Genomic DNA, 20,362 nt, shown 5'->3' on the forward strand with positions numbered 1-20,362 from the left:
CTCTTTGATCCCCATTTCATCTTCGCCTATATGACTAGTCATGAAATCTTAAATGACTAGTCATATAGGGAGAGAGCATGAACAATTCGCTGCCGACCAATTTTTTATGGGGTAATTCGGTGTCCAGCATGCAGACGGAAGGGGCCTGGAACGAGGGCGGGAAAGGCATGTCGGTGTACGACATTCGTGAAGCGGGGAAAAACGTCTCCGACTGGAAAGTCGCGACCGACTCCTACCACCGCTACCGGGAAGATTTCGACCTGATGCAGGATCTGGGCATGAACTGCTACCGCTTCCAGATCTCCTGGAGCCGCGTCTGCCCGCAGGGCGACGGCGATTTTAACGACGAAGGCATCGCGTTTTACGACCGTTTTATCGACGATCTGATCGCCCGCGGCATCGAGCCGATGGTTTGTCTTTACCATTTCGATATGCCGCTGGCGCTGGCGCAGGAGTACAACGGCTTCAACGACCGCCGCGTGATGGAGGCCTTTATCCGCTACGGCAAAAAGATGATCGACTGCTATGGCGACCGCGTGAAGTACTGGCTGACCTTCAACGAGCAGAACATCTTCCATATGCCGGAAGCCTTCCGCATTTCCGGCTATATGAAAGGCGAGAAAACCCTGCGCGAGCTGTACGAGCTGCAGCACCATACGATGGTGGCGCACATGGCGCTGACCGAATATCTGCACCAGACCAGACCGGGCCAGCTGATGGGCGGCATGCTGGCGCACCAGCTGATCTACCCGGCCACCTGCAAACCGCACGATATCTTCTGCGCCCAGCAGTACGACGAGTTCCTTAACCAGAACCTGCTGCGCGTCTTCGCTGGGCAGGGCTACAGCCCGGCGGTGATGGCGGTGGTGGAGCAGGAGGGCTTTGGCGATATCTACCGCGCCGAGGATTTAGCGCTGCTGGCGCGCACCAGAAACGACTTTATGGCCTTCAGCTACTACGCCAGCAAAACGCTGGACAGCGATGCGATCCCGGAAGGCACGCCGGTGAACTATTACCTGCTGCACGGCGAGAAAAACAACCCGTACCTGAAGGCCACCGAATGGAACTGGCAGATCGATCCGCTGGGCTTTCGCACCATCATCACCCGCTACGCCAACGACTGGCGCCTGCCGGTATTCCCGATCGAGAACGGCATCGGGGTGATTGAGTCCTGGGACGGCGTGAACCCGATTGATGACACCTACCGTATCGACTACCACCGGGCGCATATCGAGGCCATGAAGGAGGCGATGTTCGAGGACGGGGCGGAGGTGATCGGCTACCTCGGCTGGGGGTTGATCGACATTCTCAGCTCCCAGGGCGACATGCGTAAGCGCTACGGCGTGGTCTATGTCAACCGGGAAAACCACGACCTGAAAGACCTGAAGCGCGTGCCGAAGAAAAGCTACGCGTGGTTAAAACAGGTTATCCATACCAACGGACGCGAGATGTAAGCCGTACGCTGCCGGGCCGTTTTTGTGACTGATTGATGGGAACTATCCGCTATGTCTGAAGCAAAAATAACACCGCACATGCAGTCCTTTGTCGATAAGTTTGTTGAGTTCTCGGCGCGCCTGGCAAACCAGGTGCACCTGCGCTCCCTGCGCGACGCCTTCGCCACGGTGATGCCCATTTTCATCCTCGCCGGTCTGGCGGTGCTGGTGAACAACGTGGTGTTTCCGTGGATTTTTCACGGCGACACGCTCGCGCAGTTTAAGGTGTGGGGCGAGGCGATTATCAACGGCACGCTGAACATCGCCGCGCTGCTGCTGGCGCCGATGATTGCCTGGTCGCTGGCGCGCAACAAAGATTTCGACAATCCGGTCTCGGCAGTGGTTATCGCCGTCAGCAGCTTCATCATCATGATGCCGATGCGCCTGCAGCTTACGCCCGTCGGCAGCGACGCCGCGGTGAACGTCACCCAGGTGCTGATGTTCGCCAACATTGGCTCAACCGGGATTTTCGCCGGGGTGCTGATCGGGCTGCTCTCAACGGAACTGTTTATCGCTATTTCGCGCCTGAAGGCGCTGCACATTTCCCTCGGGGAAAACGTGCCTCCGGCGGTGAGCAAATCCTTTACCGCGCTGATCCCGACCATCCTCACGCTCTCCCTGTTTGCGGTGCTGGCGGCGATACTGGCAAACGTGCTGCACACGGACCTGATCCATCTTATTACCACCTTTATCCAGCAGCCGCTGCGGCTGATCAACACCAGCCTGCCGGGGACGATCTTCATCTACAGCTTCGGTAACTTCCTGTTCACGCTGGGTATTCATCAGTCTGTCGTCAACAGCGTAGTGCTGGAGCCGTTCCTGCTGATCAACACCAACGAGAACATGCTGGCCTTCGCCAACGGCCAGCCCATTCCGCACATCATCAACAACATCTTCGTGCCGACGTTTGGCATGGTGGGCGGCACGGGCAGCACGATCTCGCTGCTGATCGCCATCTTTATCTTCTCCCGTCAAAAATCGGCGAAGCAGGTGGCGCGTCTGTCGCTGGCGCCCGGTTTATTCAACATCAACGAGCCGGTGATTTTCGGCCTGCCGATCGTGTTTAACCTGCCGCTGATGATCCCATTCGTGCTGCTGCCCGCCATCGGCATTTACTTTGCCTGGCTCTGTACCACGCTGGGGTTAATGTCGCGCTGCGTGGTGATGATCCCGTGGACCACGCCGCCCATTCTCAGCGCCTGGCTGGCGACGGCAGGGGACTGGCGGGCGGTGGTGGTGCAGTTGGCAATCATCGTATTTGGTGTATTCTTCTACCTGCCTTTCCTCAAGATTGCCGAGAGAGTGGCGTTGAAAAACAGCGGGATAGAAAACTAACTGAAAGGAAGGACGATGGCGGCGAAGTACATCACCATAGCGCGGGAAATTAAGAAACGCATTATCAGCCAGCAGTACGCCGCCAACGAACCCCTGCCGGACCAGTTTGCGCTGGCGGCGGAGTTCAACTCCAGCCGGATGACCATTCAGCAGGCGATGCGCCAGCTGATCGTCGAAGGTCTGGTCTATACCCGCCAGGGGCAGGGCACGTTCATCCGCAAAAACTTCCTTCAGCTCTCGCAGTGGGATCTTTCCGGCAGCGACTACTTCGGCGCGACCAAAACCTGGGAACATCTGGGCACGGTGACCAGCCGGGTGGTGCATTTCGAGCTGCGCTTCCCGAACGAAAAAGAGCAGGCGTCGCTGATGATTAACGCCGATGCGCCGATCTACGACTTCATTCGACTCCGCTTGCTGAACGGCGAACCGATGTCGCTGGATTCCACGGTGATGCCGATGAATCTGGTGCCGGGCCTGACGAAAAACCATCTTGAAGGTTCAGTGTTCCAGTACGTGCAGGAGACGCTGGGGCTGAAAATTATGGGGTCGTATCGGGTGGTGCGGGCGCTTAAGCCCAACGCGCTGGACAGGGAGCATCTGGTCTGCGAGCAGACCGATCCCGTACTGGAAGTAGAGCAGGTGATTTATCTGGAGGATGGTACGCCGCTGGAGTATGCCCACTGCCACTATCGGTACGACCACGGCGGGATCGTGATCGTGAATAACGGATAAAAAAAAGCGGGCAACGAGGCCCGCTTTTTTAATGCTTCGCTATCAGTTCAAGCGCACCGGCATACCGGAGCGGTTCTGCACGGCCTGGTCAACAATCGCCGTTTCTACGTCTGGCTGAGAAGTCACCGCCTGCACCGCGCTGTTCAGCGTAACAGGGACGATTTCGTTATTGTTGATCTGGTCTTCGCTGGTGGACAGCGGGTTGTGCACTTCGATGTAGCGGCTGCCGTCTGGCTCAGAGGTCGCTTTCACCGGTTCGTTGATGAACTGCACGCGCGTACCGACCGGCACGTTTTCGAACAGGAACTTGATGTCGTCGTTACGCAGGCGCACGCAGCCGTGGCTTACGCGCAGGCCGATACCGAAGTTGGCGTTGGTGCCGTGGATAGCGTACAGGCGGCCAATGTACAGCGCGTACAGACCCATTGGGTTATCCGGGCCTGCCGGCACAACGGCTGGCAGCGGTTCGCCCGCAGCGATGTATTCCGCGTGCATTTTGGCAGTCGGCGTCCAGGTTGGGCCCGCTTTCTTACGCTCAACTTTGGTGGTCCAGTTCATTGGGGTGTCTTTGCCCAGCTGGCCGATACCGATTGGCAGCACGATAACGGTGTTGGTGCCTTTCGGGTAGTAATACAGACGCATTTCGGCGCTGTTAATCACGATACCTTCATGAACGGTATCCGGCAGGATCAGCTGCTGAGGAATATTCAGCACGGTACCCGCTTTCGGCAGATACGGGTCAACGCCCGGGTTCGCTTCCAGCATGTTAGACAGGCCCAGCTGGTACTGCGCAGCGAAATACTCCAGCGGCTGAGAGTTACCTTCTGGTACCGTCACAACCTGGTTCTGGCCCACCAGACGGCTACCGTCTGTTGGCAGGGGATACGTCACCGCAGACGCGGTCTTACAAAAACCTACTACGGCTAACGCCGCCGCAAAAAGCGTTGTTAATTTCATGTTCATGTTGTGCGAGGTATCTAAGCCATTCTGGCGATGAGTTGATAAGTCTGAATCTGTGATGGGAGCGCATTATATGTGCATTCCCGCTCACAGGGAATTCAGATGTGTACGAAATCACATTTTTTTCGATTTTGTTAAAGTTTAGTGGATTGCCGCAACACGGGATCTCAATTCGGAATTGTGGCATAATGCCATGTTTATCACACTTTTCGCAGGAATCTCCCCGTGTTAGTTACCAGCAACGTCACTATGCAGTTTGGCAGTAAGCCGCTGTTCGAAAACATTTCCGTCAAATTTGGCGGCGGCAACCGTTACGGCCTGATTGGTGCCAACGGTAGCGGAAAATCCACCTTTATGAAGATCCTCGGCGGTGACCTGGAGCCGACGCTCGGCAACGTATCGCTCGACCCTAACGAGCGTATCGGTAAGCTGCGTCAGGATCAGTTCGCCTTTGAAGAGTTCACCGTGCTCGACACCGTGATCATGGGGCATGGGGAACTGTGGGAAGTGAAGCAGGAGCGCGATCGCATCTACGCGCTCGCCGAAATGAGCGAAGAAGACGGCTATAAAGTGGCCGAGCTGGAAACGCAGTACGGCGAGATGGACGGTTATTCTGCAGAAGCGCGCGCGGGCGAGCTGCTGCTGGGCGTGGGCATTCCGGTTGAACAGCATTACGGCCCGATGAGCGAAGTGGCGCCAGGCTGGAAGCTGCGCGTGCTGCTGGCACAGGCGCTGTTCTCTAACCCGGACATCCTGCTGCTCGACGAACCGACGAACAACCTGGACATCGACACCATCCGCTGGCTGGAGCAGACGCTGAACGATCGCGACAGCACCATGATCATCATCTCGCACGACCGTCACTTCCTGAACATGGTCTGTACGCACATGGCGGATCTGGACTACGGCGAGCTGCGCGTTTATCCGGGCAACTACGACGAATACATGACGGCGGCCACCCAGGCGCGTGAACGTCTGCTGGCGGATAACGCCAAGAAGAAAGCGCAGATTGCTGACCTGCAGTCCTTCGTCAGCCGCTTTAGCGCCAACGCCTCTAAGTCGCGTCAGGCGACCTCGCGTGCGCGTCAGATCGACAAAATCAAGCTGGACGAAGTCAAAGCCTCCAGCCGTCAGAACCCGTTCATCCGCTTCGAGCAGGACAAGAAGCTGTTCCGTAACGCGCTGGAAGTGGAAGCCCTGGCAAAAGGCTTTGAGAACGGCCCGCTGTTTAAAAAATTCAACCTGCTGCTGGAAGTGGGCGAGAAGATTGCCATCCTCGGTGCCAACGGCGTGGGTAAATCCACCATGCTGAAAACCCTGGTCGGCGAACTGCAGCCGGACAACGGCACCGTGAAGTGGTCTGAAAACGCGCAGATTGGCTACTACGCGCAGGACCATGAGTATGAGTTCGAAAACGACCTCACCGTCTTCGACTGGATGAGCCAGTGGAAGCAGGAAGGCGACGACGAGCAGGCGGTGCGCAGCATTCTGGGTCGTCTGCTGTTCAGCCAGGACGACATCAAAAAGCCGGCTAAAGTGCTCTCCGGTGGCGAGAAGGGCCGCATGCTGTTCGGCAAGCTGATGATGGAAAAACCGAATATCCTGGTGATGGACGAACCGACTAACCACCTGGACATGGAATCTATCGAATCCCTGAACATGGCGCTGGAGATGTATCAGGGCACCCTGATCTTCGTCTCTCACGACCGTGAGTTCGTCAGCTCGCTGGCGACCCGCGTGATCGAAATTACGCCAGAGCGCGTGGTGGACTTCACCGGGAACTACGAAGATTACCTGCGCAGTAAAGGTATCGACGGCTAATTTCCCGTCGTCTTTCACGCTGCAGATGCGTTGGCTTCACCTGTTCACCCCGGTCACTTACTTATGTAAGCTCCCGGGGATTCACAGATTTGCCGCCTTCCTGCAGCGCGAAATACTTAGGGAAAGGCGTCGTGCCTTTATTCCCTCTCCCCGTGGGAGAGGGTTAGGGTGAGGGCATCAGGCCGCACTACACCACCCACTCGCCCCCTTCAGCCCCGTTCACCAGCAGCGTACGTTTTTCCCCTGCAGGCAGCGACACCTTCAGCGCTTTCCACGCCGGACGATAATCCCCGCGCGCGTTGACCTTCAGGTTGATGGTTGCGCCGTCGCACACCATTTCCCACTCCACCCACAGCGCATTGCCGTTCTGGTAGCCCCAGCTTTCGCCGTCGTCTTCAAACAGCATGCCGTTGGTCGTGCCGACGCCCTTCACCGGGAACAGCTTCAGCTCGCGGGTGTTGTCTTTTTCAGCGGACACGTGGGTAATGCGTTCGCTCAGCGGCAGACCGGCACCGGCGCGCACCAGCAGCGGCAGTTTTTCCAGCGGCGCGTCGAGAACGATCGACTGGCCGCCCGCATACCACGCGTGGGTGTAAAAATCGTACCAGCCGGTGGCGTTATCCGGCAGCCAGACGCGGCGCTCGCGCTGCCCGGCTTCGACGACGCTGGCGACCAGCAGGTCGCGGCCCAGCAGGAAGTCATCGCACTCTTCGAAGGTCTGCGCATCGTGCTCGTGGTCAAGGAAGGTCGGACGCAGCATCGGCTCGTCGTCGGCATGCGCCTGCCAGAGCAGGGTGTAGAGGTACGGCAGCAGGCGGTAGCGCAGCTCAACCGCGCCGCGAATGGCTGGCGTGACGCCCGGGTACATCCACGGCTCGTTTACGGTGTGGTCATCGTTCCACGAGTGAATGGTAAAGCGCGGGTGCATCACGCCGTTCTGCACCCAGCGCACGAACAGCTCGGCGTCCGGCTTGTCGCCGGAGAAACCGCCGACGTCGTGACCGACGTTGAACAGCCCGGACAGGCTCATGCCCAGCCCCATGCGGATGTTATAGCGCAGGGTGTCCCAGCTGGTGCGGTTGTCGCCGCTCCAGGTCTGAACGTAGCGCTGCATCCCGGCGCAGCCGGAACGGGAGATGAGATACGGACGTTTTTCCGGCGCGAAACGCTGCTGCGCTTCCAGCGAGGCGCGCATCATCAGCAGCGGCATCACCGGGCGAATGTGCTTGATGGCGATCTCCTTGCCGAAGCCAAAGCAGCGCGCTTCCCCGTCCCATACTTCATATTCGTTGTTGTCGTTCCAGGTAGAGTCGATGCCCATTTCCAGCAGCTGCGTGGTGACGCCGTTCTGCCACCACTGCACCGTCTGCGGGTTGGTAAAGTCGAGGTGCGAGCCTTCGTCATCCCAGAAGCTGGAACGTTCCGGTGCATCGGTTTCTGAATCGCGAATGAACAGGCCGCTTTTCGCCACTTCGTTATAGCGCGGATGGTCCTGCAGCAGGCACGGCTTGATGTTGGCCGCCAGCTTCAGCCCCGCGTCGTGGAACGCCTGGCTCATCACCTTCGGCTGCGGGACCTTGTCGTAGTTCCAGTTAAAGACGTAGCGCTTGCCGTTGATGGAGGTATAGCCGGAGGAGAGCTGGAACGAGTCGCACGGAATGGCGTGCTCTTCGCACAGGCGGATGAAGTTCATCAGCTGGTTTTGCGCGTCCGGCGCGTCGGTGTAGTGCATGGTCGAGCCGCTGTAGCCCAGGCTCCACTTCGGTCCGAACAGCGTTTTCCCGGTCAGGCGCACGAAGGCTTTGGTGACGTCCAGCACGCGCTTGCCGGTAAAAATGTAGTAATCGATGTCGCCCGCTTCCGCCTGCCAGCGACGATAGGCGGTGTGGTAGTTGTCGATTTCGTTACCCAGATCCAGCCAGCAGCTGCTCAGGTTGTCGTAGAACAGGCCGTAGCTGACGTCATCGCGGCGGGCGATAGTGAACGGAATATGCTTGTAGAGCGGGTCGGTGCTGGCCGCGTTGTACCCCATGGCGTCAAGGTTGCGCATCTCATAGCGCTTGCCGTTGCGCTGCAGATCGCCCGCTTTTTCGCCAAGGCCATAGAAACGCTCGTCCTTGCGGCGGCTGAGGTAGTGCGCCACGCCGTCGCCGTGGGCGTTCAGCAGGTAGGCGCTGGTTGGACGGTCGTTGACCAGCGGCTGCCACTCGCCCGCCTCATTGCGGTAGTGCCACTCCAGCCACAGCGGCTGGTGGACCGTCACGCGCAGCCGTTCGGTTGCCACGGCGAGCGTCTCATCCTGCTGCGTCAGGGTCCAGGCCGGGCAGGAGAAACCGCTTATATCGTCACGACGGCGGCCTTCCCACGGCACGTCTTTTTCCGGCGCGATACTCCAGGTGCGGTCCAGCGCCAGCTCGCCTTTGCGTTTGATCAGCACGCGGAACAGGTTCTCTTCCAGCACATACAGGCACAGGCGGTGCTGGTTATCGACCAGCAGTTCCAGATGGTTTGCCGACTGCTTATCTACGGTCCAGTTTTTCAGGGTTTTCATATGCAATACATCCACTATCAGGCGCGCTTGGCGCGACGTTCAGCAATAAATGCTACCAGGAAGACAGCGCCAATCAGGTCAAAGAAGCCCATGGCGATAAAGAGCGGGTTAAAGCCGATTTTGTCGGCGGTCACACCGATTAACAGCGAGAACAGGAAGCTGGCGATCCACGCCGCCGAGCCGCGCATGCCGTTGACGGTCGCCATCTGGCCTTTGTCGAACGACTCCACGACCAGGGCGCTCAGCATGCAGGAGATGATCTGGTGCCCGAAACCGCCGATGGAGATCAGCACGATGGTGATATACGGGTCGCGGGTAATGGCGACGATGCCGAGCGAGATCATCAGGAACGCGCCCGTCACGGAGCTGGCAACGACCGAGTTAACGCGGGAGCAGCCGAACAGGCGGGTGTACAGACGCGTCAGGTAGCCGCTCGCCACGCTGCCGAGGTCGGCGGCGAGAAACGGCAGCCAGGCAAACATCGCAATCTGCTTCAGATCCATGCCGTGCTCTTTGGCGAGGTACAGCGGCACCCAGAAGCTCAGCACCGCCCAGGCCGGTTCGGCCATAAAGGCCGGAATGGCGATACCGTAGAAGCGTTTGTTTTTCGAGACGGTTTTCAGCGCGGTCAGGAAGGGTAGTCTCACCGCTGGCGGCTCATTATCCTGCTTGATAAACGCCAGCTCGTCCTTGCTCAGGTTCGGGTGCTGCTCCGGGTTGTGGTAGAACGCCCACCAGAGGAGAACCCACAGCAGCGCCAGCACGCCGGTAAACATAAACGCGCCCTGCCAGCCGAACGACGCGTGAGCAAAGTAGATGATAGGCGGGGCCAGCATCGCGCCGATGGAGAAGCCCACGCCCGCCCAGCCGGCGGCAACGGGGCGCTCTGATTTCGGGAACCATTCGCCGATGGTTTTGGCGTTCGCTGGGGTAGCCGCAGCCTCAGAGGCACCCATAAAGAAGCGCAAAATAGCCAGGTGCAGCCAGCTTCCGGCGCCCGCGTGGAAAATACACATCAGCGCCCAGATCCCGGCGCAGACCATAAAGCCAATCTTCAGGCCGATGACGTCAATCAGCCAGCCGCACAGGGGCTGGAAAATGGTATAGGCGATCTGGAACGCGCCGACGATCCAGGAGTATTGCTCGGTGGTGATCCCGAGGCTCTCTTTCAGTTCCGGGGCGAGGATCCCGAGTGAGTTTCGGGTGATGTAGTTAACGGTGACGCCAAGTAAGAACAGCACCAGCACGTACCAGCGCAGGTTCTTAATGACGCGACGGGTTTTGCTTGCCGCAACGGTGTTATTGATGTCCTGACTCATTTTACTCTCCACAAGACGGACGGTAAGGGGACGGAGGTTCAGGTGTCACACGGATTTTTATGCCTTTGATTTCTATCCGTTTAAAATGCTTAAGTTGGTATACAACTAGTATGGAAGTTGTGTGACAAGTTCACCTTAAGGAAGAAAATGAGTGGGCAAAAGTGGATTTTGTGCAAAATTTCTCATAACTGACATAAACCCTCTGGCATGATGGCCTTTATGTCAGCTATTGCCTGACCAATACGCTATGAAAATTTTTTCATTTCGCAAATGGAGCCAGATCACAAAATGGACAAAAGGCTAAAAATCACCGAAATCGCGGCCCGGACGCAGCTATCTATCAGCACCGTGTCGCGGGTGCTGGCGGGGAAAGCGAATACCAGTGAAAAAGCACGCGCGAAGGTGCTGGCATGCGCGCGGGAGCTGGGGGTGATGGACGGCATGGCGGCAGGGCGTCTGCTGCTTAATAGCCTGGTGGTTTTTGCCCCGCAGCGGGCGTTTGACGAGCGGTCCGACATCTTTTACTACCGCGTGATCCAGAGCGTGAGTAAAGGCCTGGCCTCACACGATGTACGCCTTCGCTACTGCGCGCTGGAGGAGAACGACAGCGACGCCCAGCTGTTTCTGGCACGGATGAACGAAGCGGACACTCAGGCGGCAATCCTTCTTGGCATCGACGATCCCCATATCCACGATCTGGCAGTGGACGTCGGTAAACCCTGCATGCTGATTAACTGCCGCGACCGGCACATGCGTCTGCCTGCCGTCGCGCCGGATCATCGCGCCATCGGCGAGCGGGCGGCGGAATATCTGTTCGAAATGGGACACCGTGAGGTGATGAACGTGCTGTGCCTGCGTCGCTACACCATGGAGCTGCGCCTGGCGGGGATCCGCGACGCGTGGCAGTCTCACAACCTGAAATTCAACGATAAACGCGATCTGCTGGTGGTGCCCAGCTTCAGCGCGCGCGAAACGGAACAGATGGTCAGCGAGTGGCTTAACCAGCAGAAGGGAAAAGACCTGCCGACGGCGTTTCTGGTCGGCGGCGACTTTATGGCGGCGGGCACCATTAGCGCCTTACAAAACCACGGTCTGCGCGTGCCGCAGGACGTGTCGGTGATGAGCATTGACGGCTTTAACCTGGCGGCAATCCAGGATGTGCCTCTGACGGCCGTGCACGTTCCCCGCGATGAGCTGGGAACAGAAGCGGTTTATATGCTCCAGCAGCGGCTCATGCGCCCTGACGCGCCGGTGGGAACATTGCTGCTAAACGGCACGCTGGCCGTGCGGGAATCGGTACGGCGGATACGTCAGGGGAAACGACGCACCGCCGTGGAGCGGGAAGGGCTGTACGACAGTTAAGCCATGCCCAGCGCGCGCTTGCCGTGGATGTTGAGATCGTTCACGGTAAAGCGGTCCTGCCAGCTCTTTTCATAATCCTCGCGCGGGAAGTCTCCCGGCGACGCGCCGGTTTCCAGCGCTTCCTTGACCTTCTTCGCGTAGGCGAGGTTTTTCTCGCACATCGGCGCGGCAGGAATGTACATCACGTTGCCCCAGCCCTGCTGATTTTCCACCGGCGCGACGGAGTGGATCACATCGCAGTGCCACCACACGGAATCGCCCGCCTCGAGTGCCGGAATGCTGCTTAATGCCTCGATGAGCAGCGGGTGCCACTTCTCGGAAACCGGCAGCACGCGCCCCGGCGCCACGCCGCACAGCTCGTCCTCCGGCACGTCATCCAGCAGCGGACGCAGCAGAATGTAAGCCATCGCTTCCGGGATTGGCACCACGTGCAGCAAGCCCTGTCCGGGGATCATGTCCGACAGCGCCGTCCAGCCCTGGAAGGTGCGGAACACCGAGCATTTGGTGGTGTTATCGACGGTGTACTCTTCCACTTCGGTACGGTGCGCGGCGTTCCACGGATCGTACTCATCGACGTTGCCGTCAAACACGCGGGCAAACACCTGCTGATAGGCCGTAAGCAGCCAGCGCTCCAGTGCGCCGGAGTCGGTATGCGCGCCCAGCCCTTTCGAGGTGGTTCCCGGCGGACGGCGGCGGATACGGTCCGGGTAAATCACGCTCACGTCCGGGTTGAACCACTGCTTGCCGTTGCTCTCGAATGTCCATAAACGGTTCAGGAACGACTGCACCTGCGCCATCTCTTCACTCTGGCGCGCCTGCATCTGCGCCTGCGACCAGTAAATCGGGTAAATCTCCGGACGGGAGGCCGTCAGGGTGCCGAAGAAGTTATCGCCTGGCCCTTTGTACACGTCGTCAAACTTATTCAAATCGAGGTAGTCGAGCATCGACTGATCCCACGCCAGCGCCTGTTCGCGCGGGAAATGACCTTTAATCACCGCGCAGCCGCGGCGCTTAACGGCTTCGCGCTGTGCATCGGTAATGGTGCCGTTTTTCACATCCGCAAACGGAATCACCGGCCAGACGGATTCGCCTTTGTTCTTAAGAGCGTTGATTTCCGCCACGCGGGTGGCAATTTTGTCGCTGAGCTTATTAAACACCGCCTGCACGTCGCCGATCTGGGCGCGCAGCACACGTTTTAACTGACGGATTGCCGCTTTGTGATCCGCTGGCAAAGTTTCACTGGTATAGGTCATAACCGCCTCGCATCTTTCATTCGAAAGTAAAAGTGTCTACAAGTGATACTTTAAGTTAAAAATAAGTTAATGCAAGTTTAAAAACTTGACGCAAGCCACAGGACGGAAAAAGAGTGAGAGGCCGGAGCGATGCTCCGGCGAGGAAAGGATCAGACGTCGAACGGGGAATGGTTGTCGAGCACGGCCTGAATGACGTTCAGCGCGCCCTGATGGTTGTTGTCGTCGGTGCCGTAGCGGCTGATTTCTTTGATGCTCTCTGCCGCGTTGCCCATCGCAAAGGAATATTTCACCAGCTTCAGCATCTCGGCATCGTTGCCGCTGTCGCCAATGGCCACGCACGCCTGCGGGGAGATTTTCCAGCGTTTCAGCAGACGGCTAATGCCGTTGGCCTTGTGCAGGCCGGGGATAATCAAATCGACAAAACCAAAGCCGCTGGTGACCGGCTTCATGATGCCGTCCAGGGAGACATGGAGTTTATCCACCAGATTAGGGATATCGCTGTCCGGCAGGTTCAGGGAGAACTTAAACAGCACGTCGTCAATGTCGCGGTAATCGCTGATGCGCTTTAAGCGGTGATAGTGCTTTGACATCAGCGCCACGAACGCGTCCGGCGCTTTATCGCTGACGTAGGCACTCTCCAGCCCGCAGGCCACGAAGTTCAGCCCTTTATCTTTCAGCAGTTCGCCAATCACGATCTGCGATTCATGACGCGTCAGCTCGCCGTGGAAAATCTGTTCGCCGCGATCGAACACCAGCGCGCCGTTTTCCGCCACGAAGGAGATCCTGTCTTTCAGCTCAGGAAAGAAGGAGATGAGCTGGTAATACTGGTTGCCGCTGGCGACAACGAATTCAATGTCGCGGGCTTTAAGCTGTTCAAACTGTGCCTGGAAGCGGTCACGATCGTACTGCTTGGCATCATCAAGGAAAGTTCCGTCCATATCGGTGACGATAACTTTAACGGTCATACTGTGCTCCTGGGTCACTGCGTTTTGAAACATTCTAATAACAAGGTGACGGAGAGCACAAATTTAATTTCATTCGAAAGTAAAAGCAAAACGGCAACCTGGGTTGCCGTTTTTAGTGTTTTCTCCCTCTCCCTGTGGGAGAGGGGCGGGGTGAGGGCATCAGCGTGCGCATTTCCCCTCACCCTAACCCTCTCCCTCAAGGGAGAGGGGATATGCCGTTACAGCGTATGCTCAGTACGGGCGATAATGTCGTCCTGCGCATCCGGCGACAGGGCGGTGAAGAACGCCGAGTAGCCCGCCACGCGCACCACCAGGTCACGATACTGGTCAGGATGTTTCTTCGCTTCGAGCAGCGTTTCGCGCGAGACGATGTTGTACTGAATATGCCAGCCTTTATGCACCTCGAAGAAGGTGCACAGCAGCACCATCAGCTTCTGGCGATCGCTGTCGTTTTCCAGCGTCGACGGGTTCAGCTTCTGGTTCAGCAGCACGCCGCCGAGAATCGCTTCCGTCGGCAGTTTACCCACTGAGCCAATTACCGCCGTCGGGCCGAGGTGGTCCGTACCGGAAGCCGGGCTTGCCCCTTCCGCCAGCGGGGTGTGCGCCTTACGTCCGTCCGGAGTGGCCATTGTCGCCGCGCCAAACGGCACGTTTGCTGAGATGGAAGAGGTGCCCGCGTAGTAGTTACCGCCAATCGGGCCGCGGCCGTGGCGCGGGTTGTGATACTGCTTCAGCTCTTCGATGTAGGTCCGGTAGGCGCGCGTCAGCAGCATGTCCACGCTGTCGTCGTCGTTGCCGTACTTCGGCGCGCCGTTGATCAGGCGCTGGCGCAGCTGCTCGTGGGTCAGACCGTCGAAGTCATCCGCCAGGGCGGCCGCCAGCTGCTGCTGACCGATAGTACCCTGTTCGAACACCAGCTTCTTCACCGCCGCCAGGCTGTTGCCGAGGTTGGCGATGCCCACCTGCAGGCCGGAGACCCAGTCGTACTTCGCGCCGCCCTGCTTGATGCTTTTCGCACGCTCGATGCAGTCGTCCACCAGCGCCGAGCACAGAATATCGTGGACGTTCTCTTCCAGCATGGTGTCTACCACGTACTCAATCTCGATGGATTTGCGGGTGTAGTAGCGGATCTGGCTATCCCAGGCCGCCATCACCTCGTCGAAGTTGTCGAAGTTACCGGCAGAGAGCGCTTTCTCCTGCGGCAGGAACACCTTGCCGCTGGTGGCGTCGCGCCCGCCTTCCAGCGCGGCCAGCATCACGCGGGCGAAGTTGATAAAGCTCATGCCGGTGCAGCGGTAGCCCCACTTGCCGCCCACCGCGGTTTCGATACAGCCGATGGCGGCGTAGTCGTAGGCGTCGTCGCGCTCAACGCCGAGCTTGATGAATTCCGGAATGACGATTTCATCGTTGTTGAACGCGGGCATGCCGAAGCCGCAGCGGATCACCTGCACGCAGGCGTCGAGGAAGTCGTTGCTCATGCCCGCATGGTAGCGCACGCTCAGGTTCGGCTGGGTGGAGCGCAGGCGACCGCACGATTCCAGAATTGCGTAGGAGAGCGGGTTCACCGCGTCCATCGGCTCGCCGTTGACCAGCTTCTGGCCGCCGATGGTGACGTTCTGGTACAGCGGGCTACCGGCGGAAGCCTTGGAGTGAGAGCCGGAGCGGATCTTGTTCACTTCCAGCAGCTTCAGCCAGCAGCTGTGCAGCAGCTCGATGGCGTGTTCGCGATCCAGGCTCTGGTCAAGCTCCACGTCGCGGCGGTAGTACGGATAGAGATACTGGTCCATACGCGCGAAGGAGACGGAGTGGCCGTTGGACTCAATCTGCAGGATCAGCTGAATGAAGTAGCACAGCTGCAGCGCCTGCCAGAAGGTTTTTGGCGGCTCGTGAGCAATCACGTCGCAGTTTTCCGCCATCGCCAGCAGCTCGTCGCGGCGGCTTGCGCGGGTTTCGGTAGACGCCATTTCACGCGCCAGATCGGCAAAGCGTTTGATGTGCAGGCTTACGGCTTCCAGCACGATATCGATCGCCTTCAGGAACTGGTCGCCGTGCAGGTCTTCCAGCACCGTCAGGTTGATGCGCGAGCGGCGCTCGGCCACCTTGGCGCGCAGGCCGTCGAGGCCTTTCTCCAGCACCAGCGGGAAGTTGACCGCCAGGTGCGCGTCGCCGGAGGTCATGTTGCCTTCGGCTTTGATAATGCCGGTTTCCAGCAGGCCTTTCTGCTCGTCGGTGAACATGCCGTAGCAGCGATCCTGCACCGTCTGGCCGCGCCACCACGGGCAGATCTCATGCAGCACGCGCTTGTTCTCTTCGCTCACCGCAAAGCCCGCGCCCGGGCGGTCCGCCAGATCGTCGATCTCTTTCTCAATCCAGGAGACGGCGTATTCCGGGAAAATCGGCGCGGCGCGCACTTCGCTTGCCTGGTTACCGATAATCAGCTCGTCATGTTTGATCCAGATGGTTCGCTCGGCCAGGTGATGCGCCAGCGCCAGAGCGCGACGCACCGGGATCGGCTTGTCCATGTGCTGCTGGTACATTTCGGTGTAATGCTGGGCGCGCTCGGTACAGACCGGCGGCTTAACGATATGCACCAGCGCCGTTTTGTGCGCCTTAATGCGCTCGCAGAGGGTGTTGAGATTCAGGGTCGTCATAGGTTTATCCTCGTAAGGTCGCGGTTAACCCTTTCTTGCAGGCGTACTGCTGCGCGAAGTCCAGCAGGGCAGGGTTATCCAGCGGTTTGTCAGGGGCAGAGTAGGGTTGGCCGAGCAGGGTGTATTTGTTCATGCCCAGCGTGTGATACGGCAGAAAATGAATATCGTCGACGCCGAGTTCGTCGGCGGCGAAGTTTGTAATGGCGGTGATGGACGCTTCGTCAGCGTTAAAGCCCTGGATCAGCGGCACGCGAATGGTGATTTTTTTCCCGGCGGCGGCAAGGCGCTTCAGGTTATCCAGGATCCGCTTGGCCGAACCGTCCGTCCACTGTTTGAACACCTCACCGTCGACGTGCTTCAGGTCGGCGAGGAACAGATCGACGTAGGGTAATGACGGCTCAATATAGTGCCACGGCACGTGAAGGCAGGTTTCCACGGCGGTGTGGATCCCCTGTTCGTGGCTGGCTTTAAACAGGGCGTGCGCCAGCTCAGGGTTCATAAACGGCTCACCGCCGGAGAGGGTGATCCCACCGCCGCTGCGGTCGTAGAAGGGTTTATCGCGCAGTACGGTCGCCATGATCTCCTCGACCTGCTGTTCTTCACCGCAGACGGTCAGCGCCTGCGTCGGGCAGCAGTCGGTAAGGGCGTTGAGCGTGGCGTCATCAAGCTTCTCACGATGAATGATCAACCCGTTCAGCGCGCGTTCGATGCAGCCCGGCGCCGCCTGCTGGCACAGGTCGCAGCCGTCCAGGCACAGGCGCGCATCAAACAGCACGTCCCGGCTGCGGGAGCGGCTTTCCGGGTTCTGGCACCAGCGACAGCCCAGCGAGCAGCCTTTCAGGAACACCACGGTTCGAATACCGGGGCCGTCGTGGGTAGAGTAACGCTGAATATTGAAGATCATGATTTCGCCTCTCATGTTGCATATGAAGATTAAATGACTTTCGAATGAAAGTTATCTTGATGCAGGTCAACTACTGAGCAGGTTTTGTCGTGATAGGGTAAGTGCAGGCTAATTTTGAGGGTGACATCATGGAACTTTATCTCGACACATCTGACGTTGCGGCAGTTAAAAAGCTGGCGCGTATCTTCCCGCTGGCGGGCGTGACCACTAACCCAAGCATTGTGGCGGCAGGTAAAACGCCGCTGGACGTGTTGCTGCCAGAGCTGCGCGACGCGCTGGGCGGCAAAGGCCGTCTGTTCGCCCAGGTGATGGCGACCACCGCCGAAGGGATGGTGGAGGACGCGCGCAAGCTGCGCGCCATCATTAACGACCTGGTGGTGAAAGTGCCGGTGACCGCAGAAGGGCTGGCGGCAATCAAGATGCTGAAAGCCGAAGGGATCCCGACGCTGGGCACGGCGGTGTACGGCGCCGCGCAGGGGATGCTGTCCGCGCTGGCGGGAGCAGAGTATGTGGCCCCTTACGTTAACCGCGTGGACGCGCAGGGCGGGGACGGGATCCAGACCGTGGTTGAACTGCAGCAGCTGCTGACGCTGCACGCCCCGCAGTCAAAGGTGCTGGCCGCGAGCTTTAAAACGCCGCGTCAGGCGCTGGACTGCCTGCTGGCAGGGTGCGAGTCCATCACGCTGCCGCTGGACGTGGCGCAGCAGTTTATTACCTCTCCGGCCGTGGATGCGGCGATTGTTAAGTTTGAGCAGGACTGGCAGGGGGCGTTTGGACGGACGTCGATCTGACGGGTGCGGCCTGATGCCCTCACCCCAACCCTCTCCCACAGGGAGAGGGAGCAAACACTAAAACGGCAACCTGAAGGTTGCCGTTTGCTTTAACCTCCGCAAACCTCACACCCCGGGTTACGCATCAGCTTCATCTCGCGGAACTGGCAGGTCATCGCGTCATACATCACGATTTTCCCCGCGGCAGGCGTGCCGTAGTGCGCCAGAACTTTGATCGCTTCCATCGCCTGCAGGGAGCCAATCACGCCGACCAGCGGCGCCATCACGCCCGCCTCAACGCAGGTCAGCGCGTTCTCGCCGAACAGGCGGCTCAGGCAGCGGTAGCAGGCTTCACCTTCCGCGTACGTGAAGACGCTGATTTGCCCCTCCATGCGGATCGCCGCGCCGGAGACCAGCGGGGTTTTGTGGGCAAAACAGCCCGCGTTCAGCTGGTTACGGACGGCGACGTTATCGGTGCAGTCCAGCACCAGGTCGTGCTGCGCAATCTGCGCCGACAGCGCGTCGTCATTCAGCATCGCGTCAATCAGGGTAAACTGAACGTTGGGGTTGATGCGCGCCAGCGCCGTGCGGGCAGAGTCCACTTTCGGCTGGCCAACCGTCGCGTCGCTGTGCAGCGTCTGGCGCTGCAGGTTGGACACCGAAACGGTATCGAAATCCAGCAGCGTCATCCTGCCCACGCCCGCCGCCGCAAGATACTGCGCGGCGGCGCAGCCCAGACCGCCGAGCCCGACAACCAGCACGCTTGCTGCTTTAAGCGCTTCCTGGCCCTCGAAGTCAAACCCGCGCAGCACAATCTGGCGGTTGTAGCGCATCATCTCCGGGTCGCTCAGCTCCACCGTCATGTCAGCCTCCGAACAGGTGGTTAAAACGTTCTACCTCAACCCACTCGCCTGCTTCCACATTGCCGCGCTCGCGCTCCAGGACGATAAAGCAGTTGCCCTGGCTGAAGGAGCTGAAAATGTGCGAGCCCTGGTGCCCGGTGGTGCTCACTTCCAGCTCGCCATCCGCGCTGCGCGTCAGAATGCCGCGCTGGAAATCGAGACGACCCGGTGATTTTTTCAGGCGCGTGGCGGCGCGCACGCGCTGGCGTTCCGGCAGCGGGCTGGTGCTGTTGCCGGAAAGCTTCGCCAGCAGCGGTATCACCAGCTGGTAGAAGGTGAGCGCCGCCGAGACCGGATTACCCGGCAGGCCGCAGAACCAGCCGTGCGTGAGCTTGCCAAACGCGAACGGTTTGCCCGGCTTGATCGCCAGCTTCCAGAAGGCGATTTCGCCCAGCTCTTCGAGGATGGTTTTGGTGTAATCCGCTTCGCCCACGGAGACACCGCCGGAGCTGATAACCACGTCGGCAGCGTTATCCGCCTCGATAAACGCGGCGCGCAGTTTTTCCGGATCGTCAGGAATAATGCCGAGGTTAATCACCTCGCAGCCCAGCTGCTCAAGCATCAGGTGTACCGCCAGGCGGTTGGTGTCGTAAATCTGACCGTCCTGCAGTGGCTGGCCCGGAAGCTGCAGTTCGTCGCCGGTGGAGAAAACGGCGACGCGCACTTTACGGATAACGTCGATTTCCGCCACGCCGAGCGAGGCCAGCACCGGCAGTTCACCTACAGTCAGCTTCTGTCCGGCGGCAAAGACCGTTGCGCCAAGGGTGATATCTTCGCCCGTGCGGCGGATGTTCTGGCCCGCTTTAACGTCCGCGGTAAAACGCACGCCGTCGTCGGTCTGTTCGGTCTCTTCCTGCATTACCACGGCGTCGCAACCGGCCGGAACCGGCGCGCCGGTCATGATGCGTACGCAGGTGCCCGCAGGCCATTCACTGCTAAACGGCTGGCCTGCAAAGGCTTTACCCGCCACCGGCAGGGCGTTACCCGTCTGGAGATCCGCCAGGCGTACCGCGTAACCGTCCATCGCGGAATTATCAAACCCCGGCACGTTAAGCGGAGAGACGATATCACGCGCGGCAATACGGCCAAAACAGCGCACGAGGGGCAGCGTCTCAACGTCATGCAGCGGGGAAACTCGGTCAAGCATTTGCGTGAGTGCCGTCTCAAGCGGCATCAGTCCGGCGGTAAAATCCATGGTGGGCTCCTGCGGAGTAACAACGAAAGCGCTCATTATGGCAGAAAAGTGCGGCTAACTGTATGACCCGATGGGTGTACGCTTTACATCACAGTTACGTCTTTCTATATTCAAAAATCATCTGAAGTTTCATCGACGATAATGATATT

General features: G+C 59.0%; 15 protein-coding genes. 6 read left to right on the plus strand and 9 right to left on the minus strand.

What is annotated here, in order from left to right:
* Positions 1-77 precede the first annotated feature (77 nt).
* The 3 genes from P346_RS06195 to P346_RS06185 are packed head-to-tail and all read left to right on the plus strand — an operon-like array spanning position 78 to position 3,560.
* Positions 78-1,454, plus strand: a complete 1,377-nt coding sequence (locus tag P346_RS06195; RefSeq protein ID WP_032661289.1) for a glycoside hydrolase family 1 protein — start codon at positions 78-80, stop codon at positions 1,452-1,454.
* Positions 1,455-1,505: 51 nt separating this feature from the next.
* A complete protein-coding gene (locus P346_RS06190) occupies positions 1,506-2,828 on the plus strand; it encodes a PTS sugar transporter subunit IIC (RefSeq protein WP_032661291.1) in 1,323 nt (440 codons plus the stop codon).
* Positions 2,829-2,843: 15 nt separating this feature from the next.
* Positions 2,844-3,560, plus strand: coding sequence for a GntR family transcriptional regulator (locus P346_RS06185; RefSeq protein WP_032661293.1), 717 nt, complete (start codon positions 2,844-2,846; stop codon positions 3,558-3,560).
* A gap of 42 nt (positions 3,561-3,602) precedes the next feature.
* On the opposite strand, the gene ldtB is transcribed toward P346_RS06185, so the two are convergent.
* Complete coding sequence (gene ldtB / locus P346_RS06180) at positions 3,603-4,523, minus strand: L,D-transpeptidase (protein WP_029740604.1); 921 nt, start codon at positions 4,521-4,523, stop codon at positions 3,603-3,605.
* A 222-nt stretch (positions 4,524-4,745) separates the two neighbouring features.
* Between ldtB and P346_RS06175 the strand changes: the two genes are divergently transcribed.
* Positions 4,746-6,341: an ABC-F family ATPase gene (locus P346_RS06175; protein WP_032661296.1), complete on the plus strand. Its 1,596-nt coding sequence runs from the start codon at positions 4,746-4,748 to the stop codon at positions 6,339-6,341.
* 187 nt (positions 6,342-6,528) lie between these two features.
* On the opposite strand, the gene P346_RS06170 is transcribed toward P346_RS06175, so the two are convergent.
* Both P346_RS06170 and P346_RS06165 read right to left on the minus strand, forming a co-directional pair.
* Entirely contained in the window at positions 6,529-8,892 is a 2,364-nt protein-coding gene (locus tag P346_RS06170; protein ID WP_032661298.1) for a glycoside hydrolase family 31 protein, read from the minus strand.
* 17 nt (positions 8,893-8,909) lie between these two features.
* Positions 8,910-10,211 carry an MFS transporter gene (locus tag P346_RS06165; RefSeq protein ID WP_032661301.1) on the minus strand — a complete coding sequence of 434 codons (1,302 nt, stop codon included), beginning with the start codon at positions 10,209-10,211 and terminating at the stop codon, positions 8,910-8,912.
* A 288-nt stretch (positions 10,212-10,499) separates the two neighbouring features.
* Between P346_RS06165 and P346_RS06160 the strand changes: the two genes are divergently transcribed.
* Complete coding sequence (locus P346_RS06160) at positions 10,500-11,573, plus strand: LacI family DNA-binding transcriptional regulator (RefSeq protein ID WP_032661304.1); 1,074 nt, start codon at positions 10,500-10,502, stop codon at positions 11,571-11,573.
* Here P346_RS06160 and P346_RS06155 read toward each other — a convergent pair.
* The 4 genes from P346_RS06155 to P346_RS06140 form a co-directional block, all read right to left on the minus strand.
* Positions 11,570-12,826 (minus strand): DUF1479 domain-containing protein, encoded by a 1,257-nt coding sequence (locus P346_RS06155; RefSeq protein ID WP_032661307.1) that lies wholly within the window; start codon positions 12,824-12,826, stop codon positions 11,570-11,572. The genes P346_RS06160 and P346_RS06155 overlap by 4 nt on opposite strands.
* A 149-nt stretch (positions 12,827-12,975) precedes the next feature.
* Complete coding sequence (locus P346_RS06150; RefSeq protein WP_032661310.1) at positions 12,976-13,791, minus strand: Cof-type HAD-IIB family hydrolase; 816 nt, start codon at positions 13,789-13,791, stop codon at positions 12,976-12,978.
* Positions 13,792-14,009: 218 nt separating this feature from the next.
* Positions 14,010-16,442, minus strand: a complete 2,433-nt coding sequence (locus P346_RS06145; RefSeq protein WP_032661312.1) for a formate C-acetyltransferase/glycerol dehydratase family glycyl radical enzyme — start codon at positions 16,440-16,442, stop codon at positions 14,010-14,012.
* A 4-nt stretch (positions 16,443-16,446) separates the two neighbouring features.
* Positions 16,447-17,346, minus strand: coding sequence for a glycyl-radical enzyme activating protein (locus tag P346_RS06140; protein ID WP_032661315.1), 900 nt, complete (start codon positions 17,344-17,346; stop codon positions 16,447-16,449).
* 128 nt (positions 17,347-17,474) lie between these two features.
* On the opposite strand from P346_RS06140, the gene fsa reads away from it, so the two are divergent.
* Positions 17,475-18,137, plus strand: a complete 663-nt coding sequence (gene fsa, locus P346_RS06135) for a fructose-6-phosphate aldolase (protein ID WP_032661317.1) — start codon at positions 17,475-17,477, stop codon at positions 18,135-18,137.
* Between the two features lie 89 nt (positions 18,138-18,226).
* Here the strand turns inward: fsa and moeB are convergent, their stop codons facing one another.
* Both moeB and moeA read right to left on the minus strand, forming a co-directional pair.
* The gene (gene moeB, locus P346_RS06130) at positions 18,227-18,979 is read right to left on the minus strand and encodes a molybdopterin-synthase adenylyltransferase MoeB (protein WP_032661320.1); all 753 of its coding nucleotides are present in this window, start codon (positions 18,977-18,979) and stop codon (positions 18,227-18,229) included.
* Between the two features lies 1 nt (position 18,980).
* The gene (moeA, locus tag P346_RS06125; protein WP_032661322.1) at positions 18,981-20,213 is read right to left on the minus strand and encodes a molybdopterin molybdotransferase MoeA; all 1,233 of its coding nucleotides are present in this window, start codon (positions 20,211-20,213) and stop codon (positions 18,981-18,983) included.
* Positions 20,214-20,362 lie beyond the last annotated feature (149 nt).

The sequence above is a fragment of the Enterobacter sp. DC1 genome, assembly GCF_000568075.1.
Lineage (GTDB): Bacteria > Pseudomonadota > Gammaproteobacteria > Enterobacterales > Enterobacteriaceae > Enterobacter > Enterobacter asburiae.

Coding starts and splice junctions, on each gene's coding strand:
- ldtB (WP_029740604.1), bottom strand. CDS start 4,523: ATGAACATGAAATTAACAACGCTTTTTGCGGCGGCGTTAGCCGTAGTA.
- P346_RS06155 (WP_032661307.1), bottom strand. CDS start 12,826: ATGACCTATACCAGTGAAACTTTGCCAGCGGATCACAAAGCGGCAATC.
- P346_RS06190 (WP_032661291.1), top strand. CDS start 1,506: ATGTCTGAAGCAAAAATAACACCGCACATGCAGTCCTTTGTCGATAAG.
- P346_RS06165 (WP_032661301.1), bottom strand. CDS start 10,211: ATGAGTCAGGACATCAATAACACCGTTGCGGCAAGCAAAACCCGTCGC.
- moeA (WP_032661322.1), bottom strand. CDS start 20,213: ATGGATTTTACCGCCGGACTGATGCCGCTTGAGACGGCACTCACGCAA.
- P346_RS06170 (WP_032661298.1), bottom strand. CDS start 8,892: ATGAAAACCCTGAAAAACTGGACCGTAGATAAGCAGTCGGCAAACCAT.
- P346_RS06185 (WP_032661293.1), top strand. CDS start 2,844: ATGGCGGCGAAGTACATCACCATAGCGCGGGAAATTAAGAAACGCATT.
- moeB (WP_032661320.1), bottom strand. CDS start 18,979: ATGACGGTGGAGCTGAGCGACCCGGAGATGATGCGCTACAACCGCCAG.
- fsa (WP_032661317.1), top strand. CDS start 17,475: ATGGAACTTTATCTCGACACATCTGACGTTGCGGCAGTTAAAAAGCTG.
- P346_RS06150 (WP_032661310.1), bottom strand. CDS start 13,791: ATGACCGTTAAAGTTATCGTCACCGATATGGACGGAACTTTCCTTGAT.
- P346_RS06145 (WP_032661312.1), bottom strand. CDS start 16,442: ATGACGACCCTGAATCTCAACACCCTCTGCGAGCGCATTAAGGCGCAC.
- P346_RS06160 (WP_032661304.1), top strand. CDS start 10,500: ATGGACAAAAGGCTAAAAATCACCGAAATCGCGGCCCGGACGCAGCTA.
- P346_RS06195 (WP_032661289.1), top strand. CDS start 78: ATGAACAATTCGCTGCCGACCAATTTTTTATGGGGTAATTCGGTGTCC.
- P346_RS06140 (WP_032661315.1), bottom strand. CDS start 17,346: ATGATCTTCAATATTCAGCGTTACTCTACCCACGACGGCCCCGGTATT.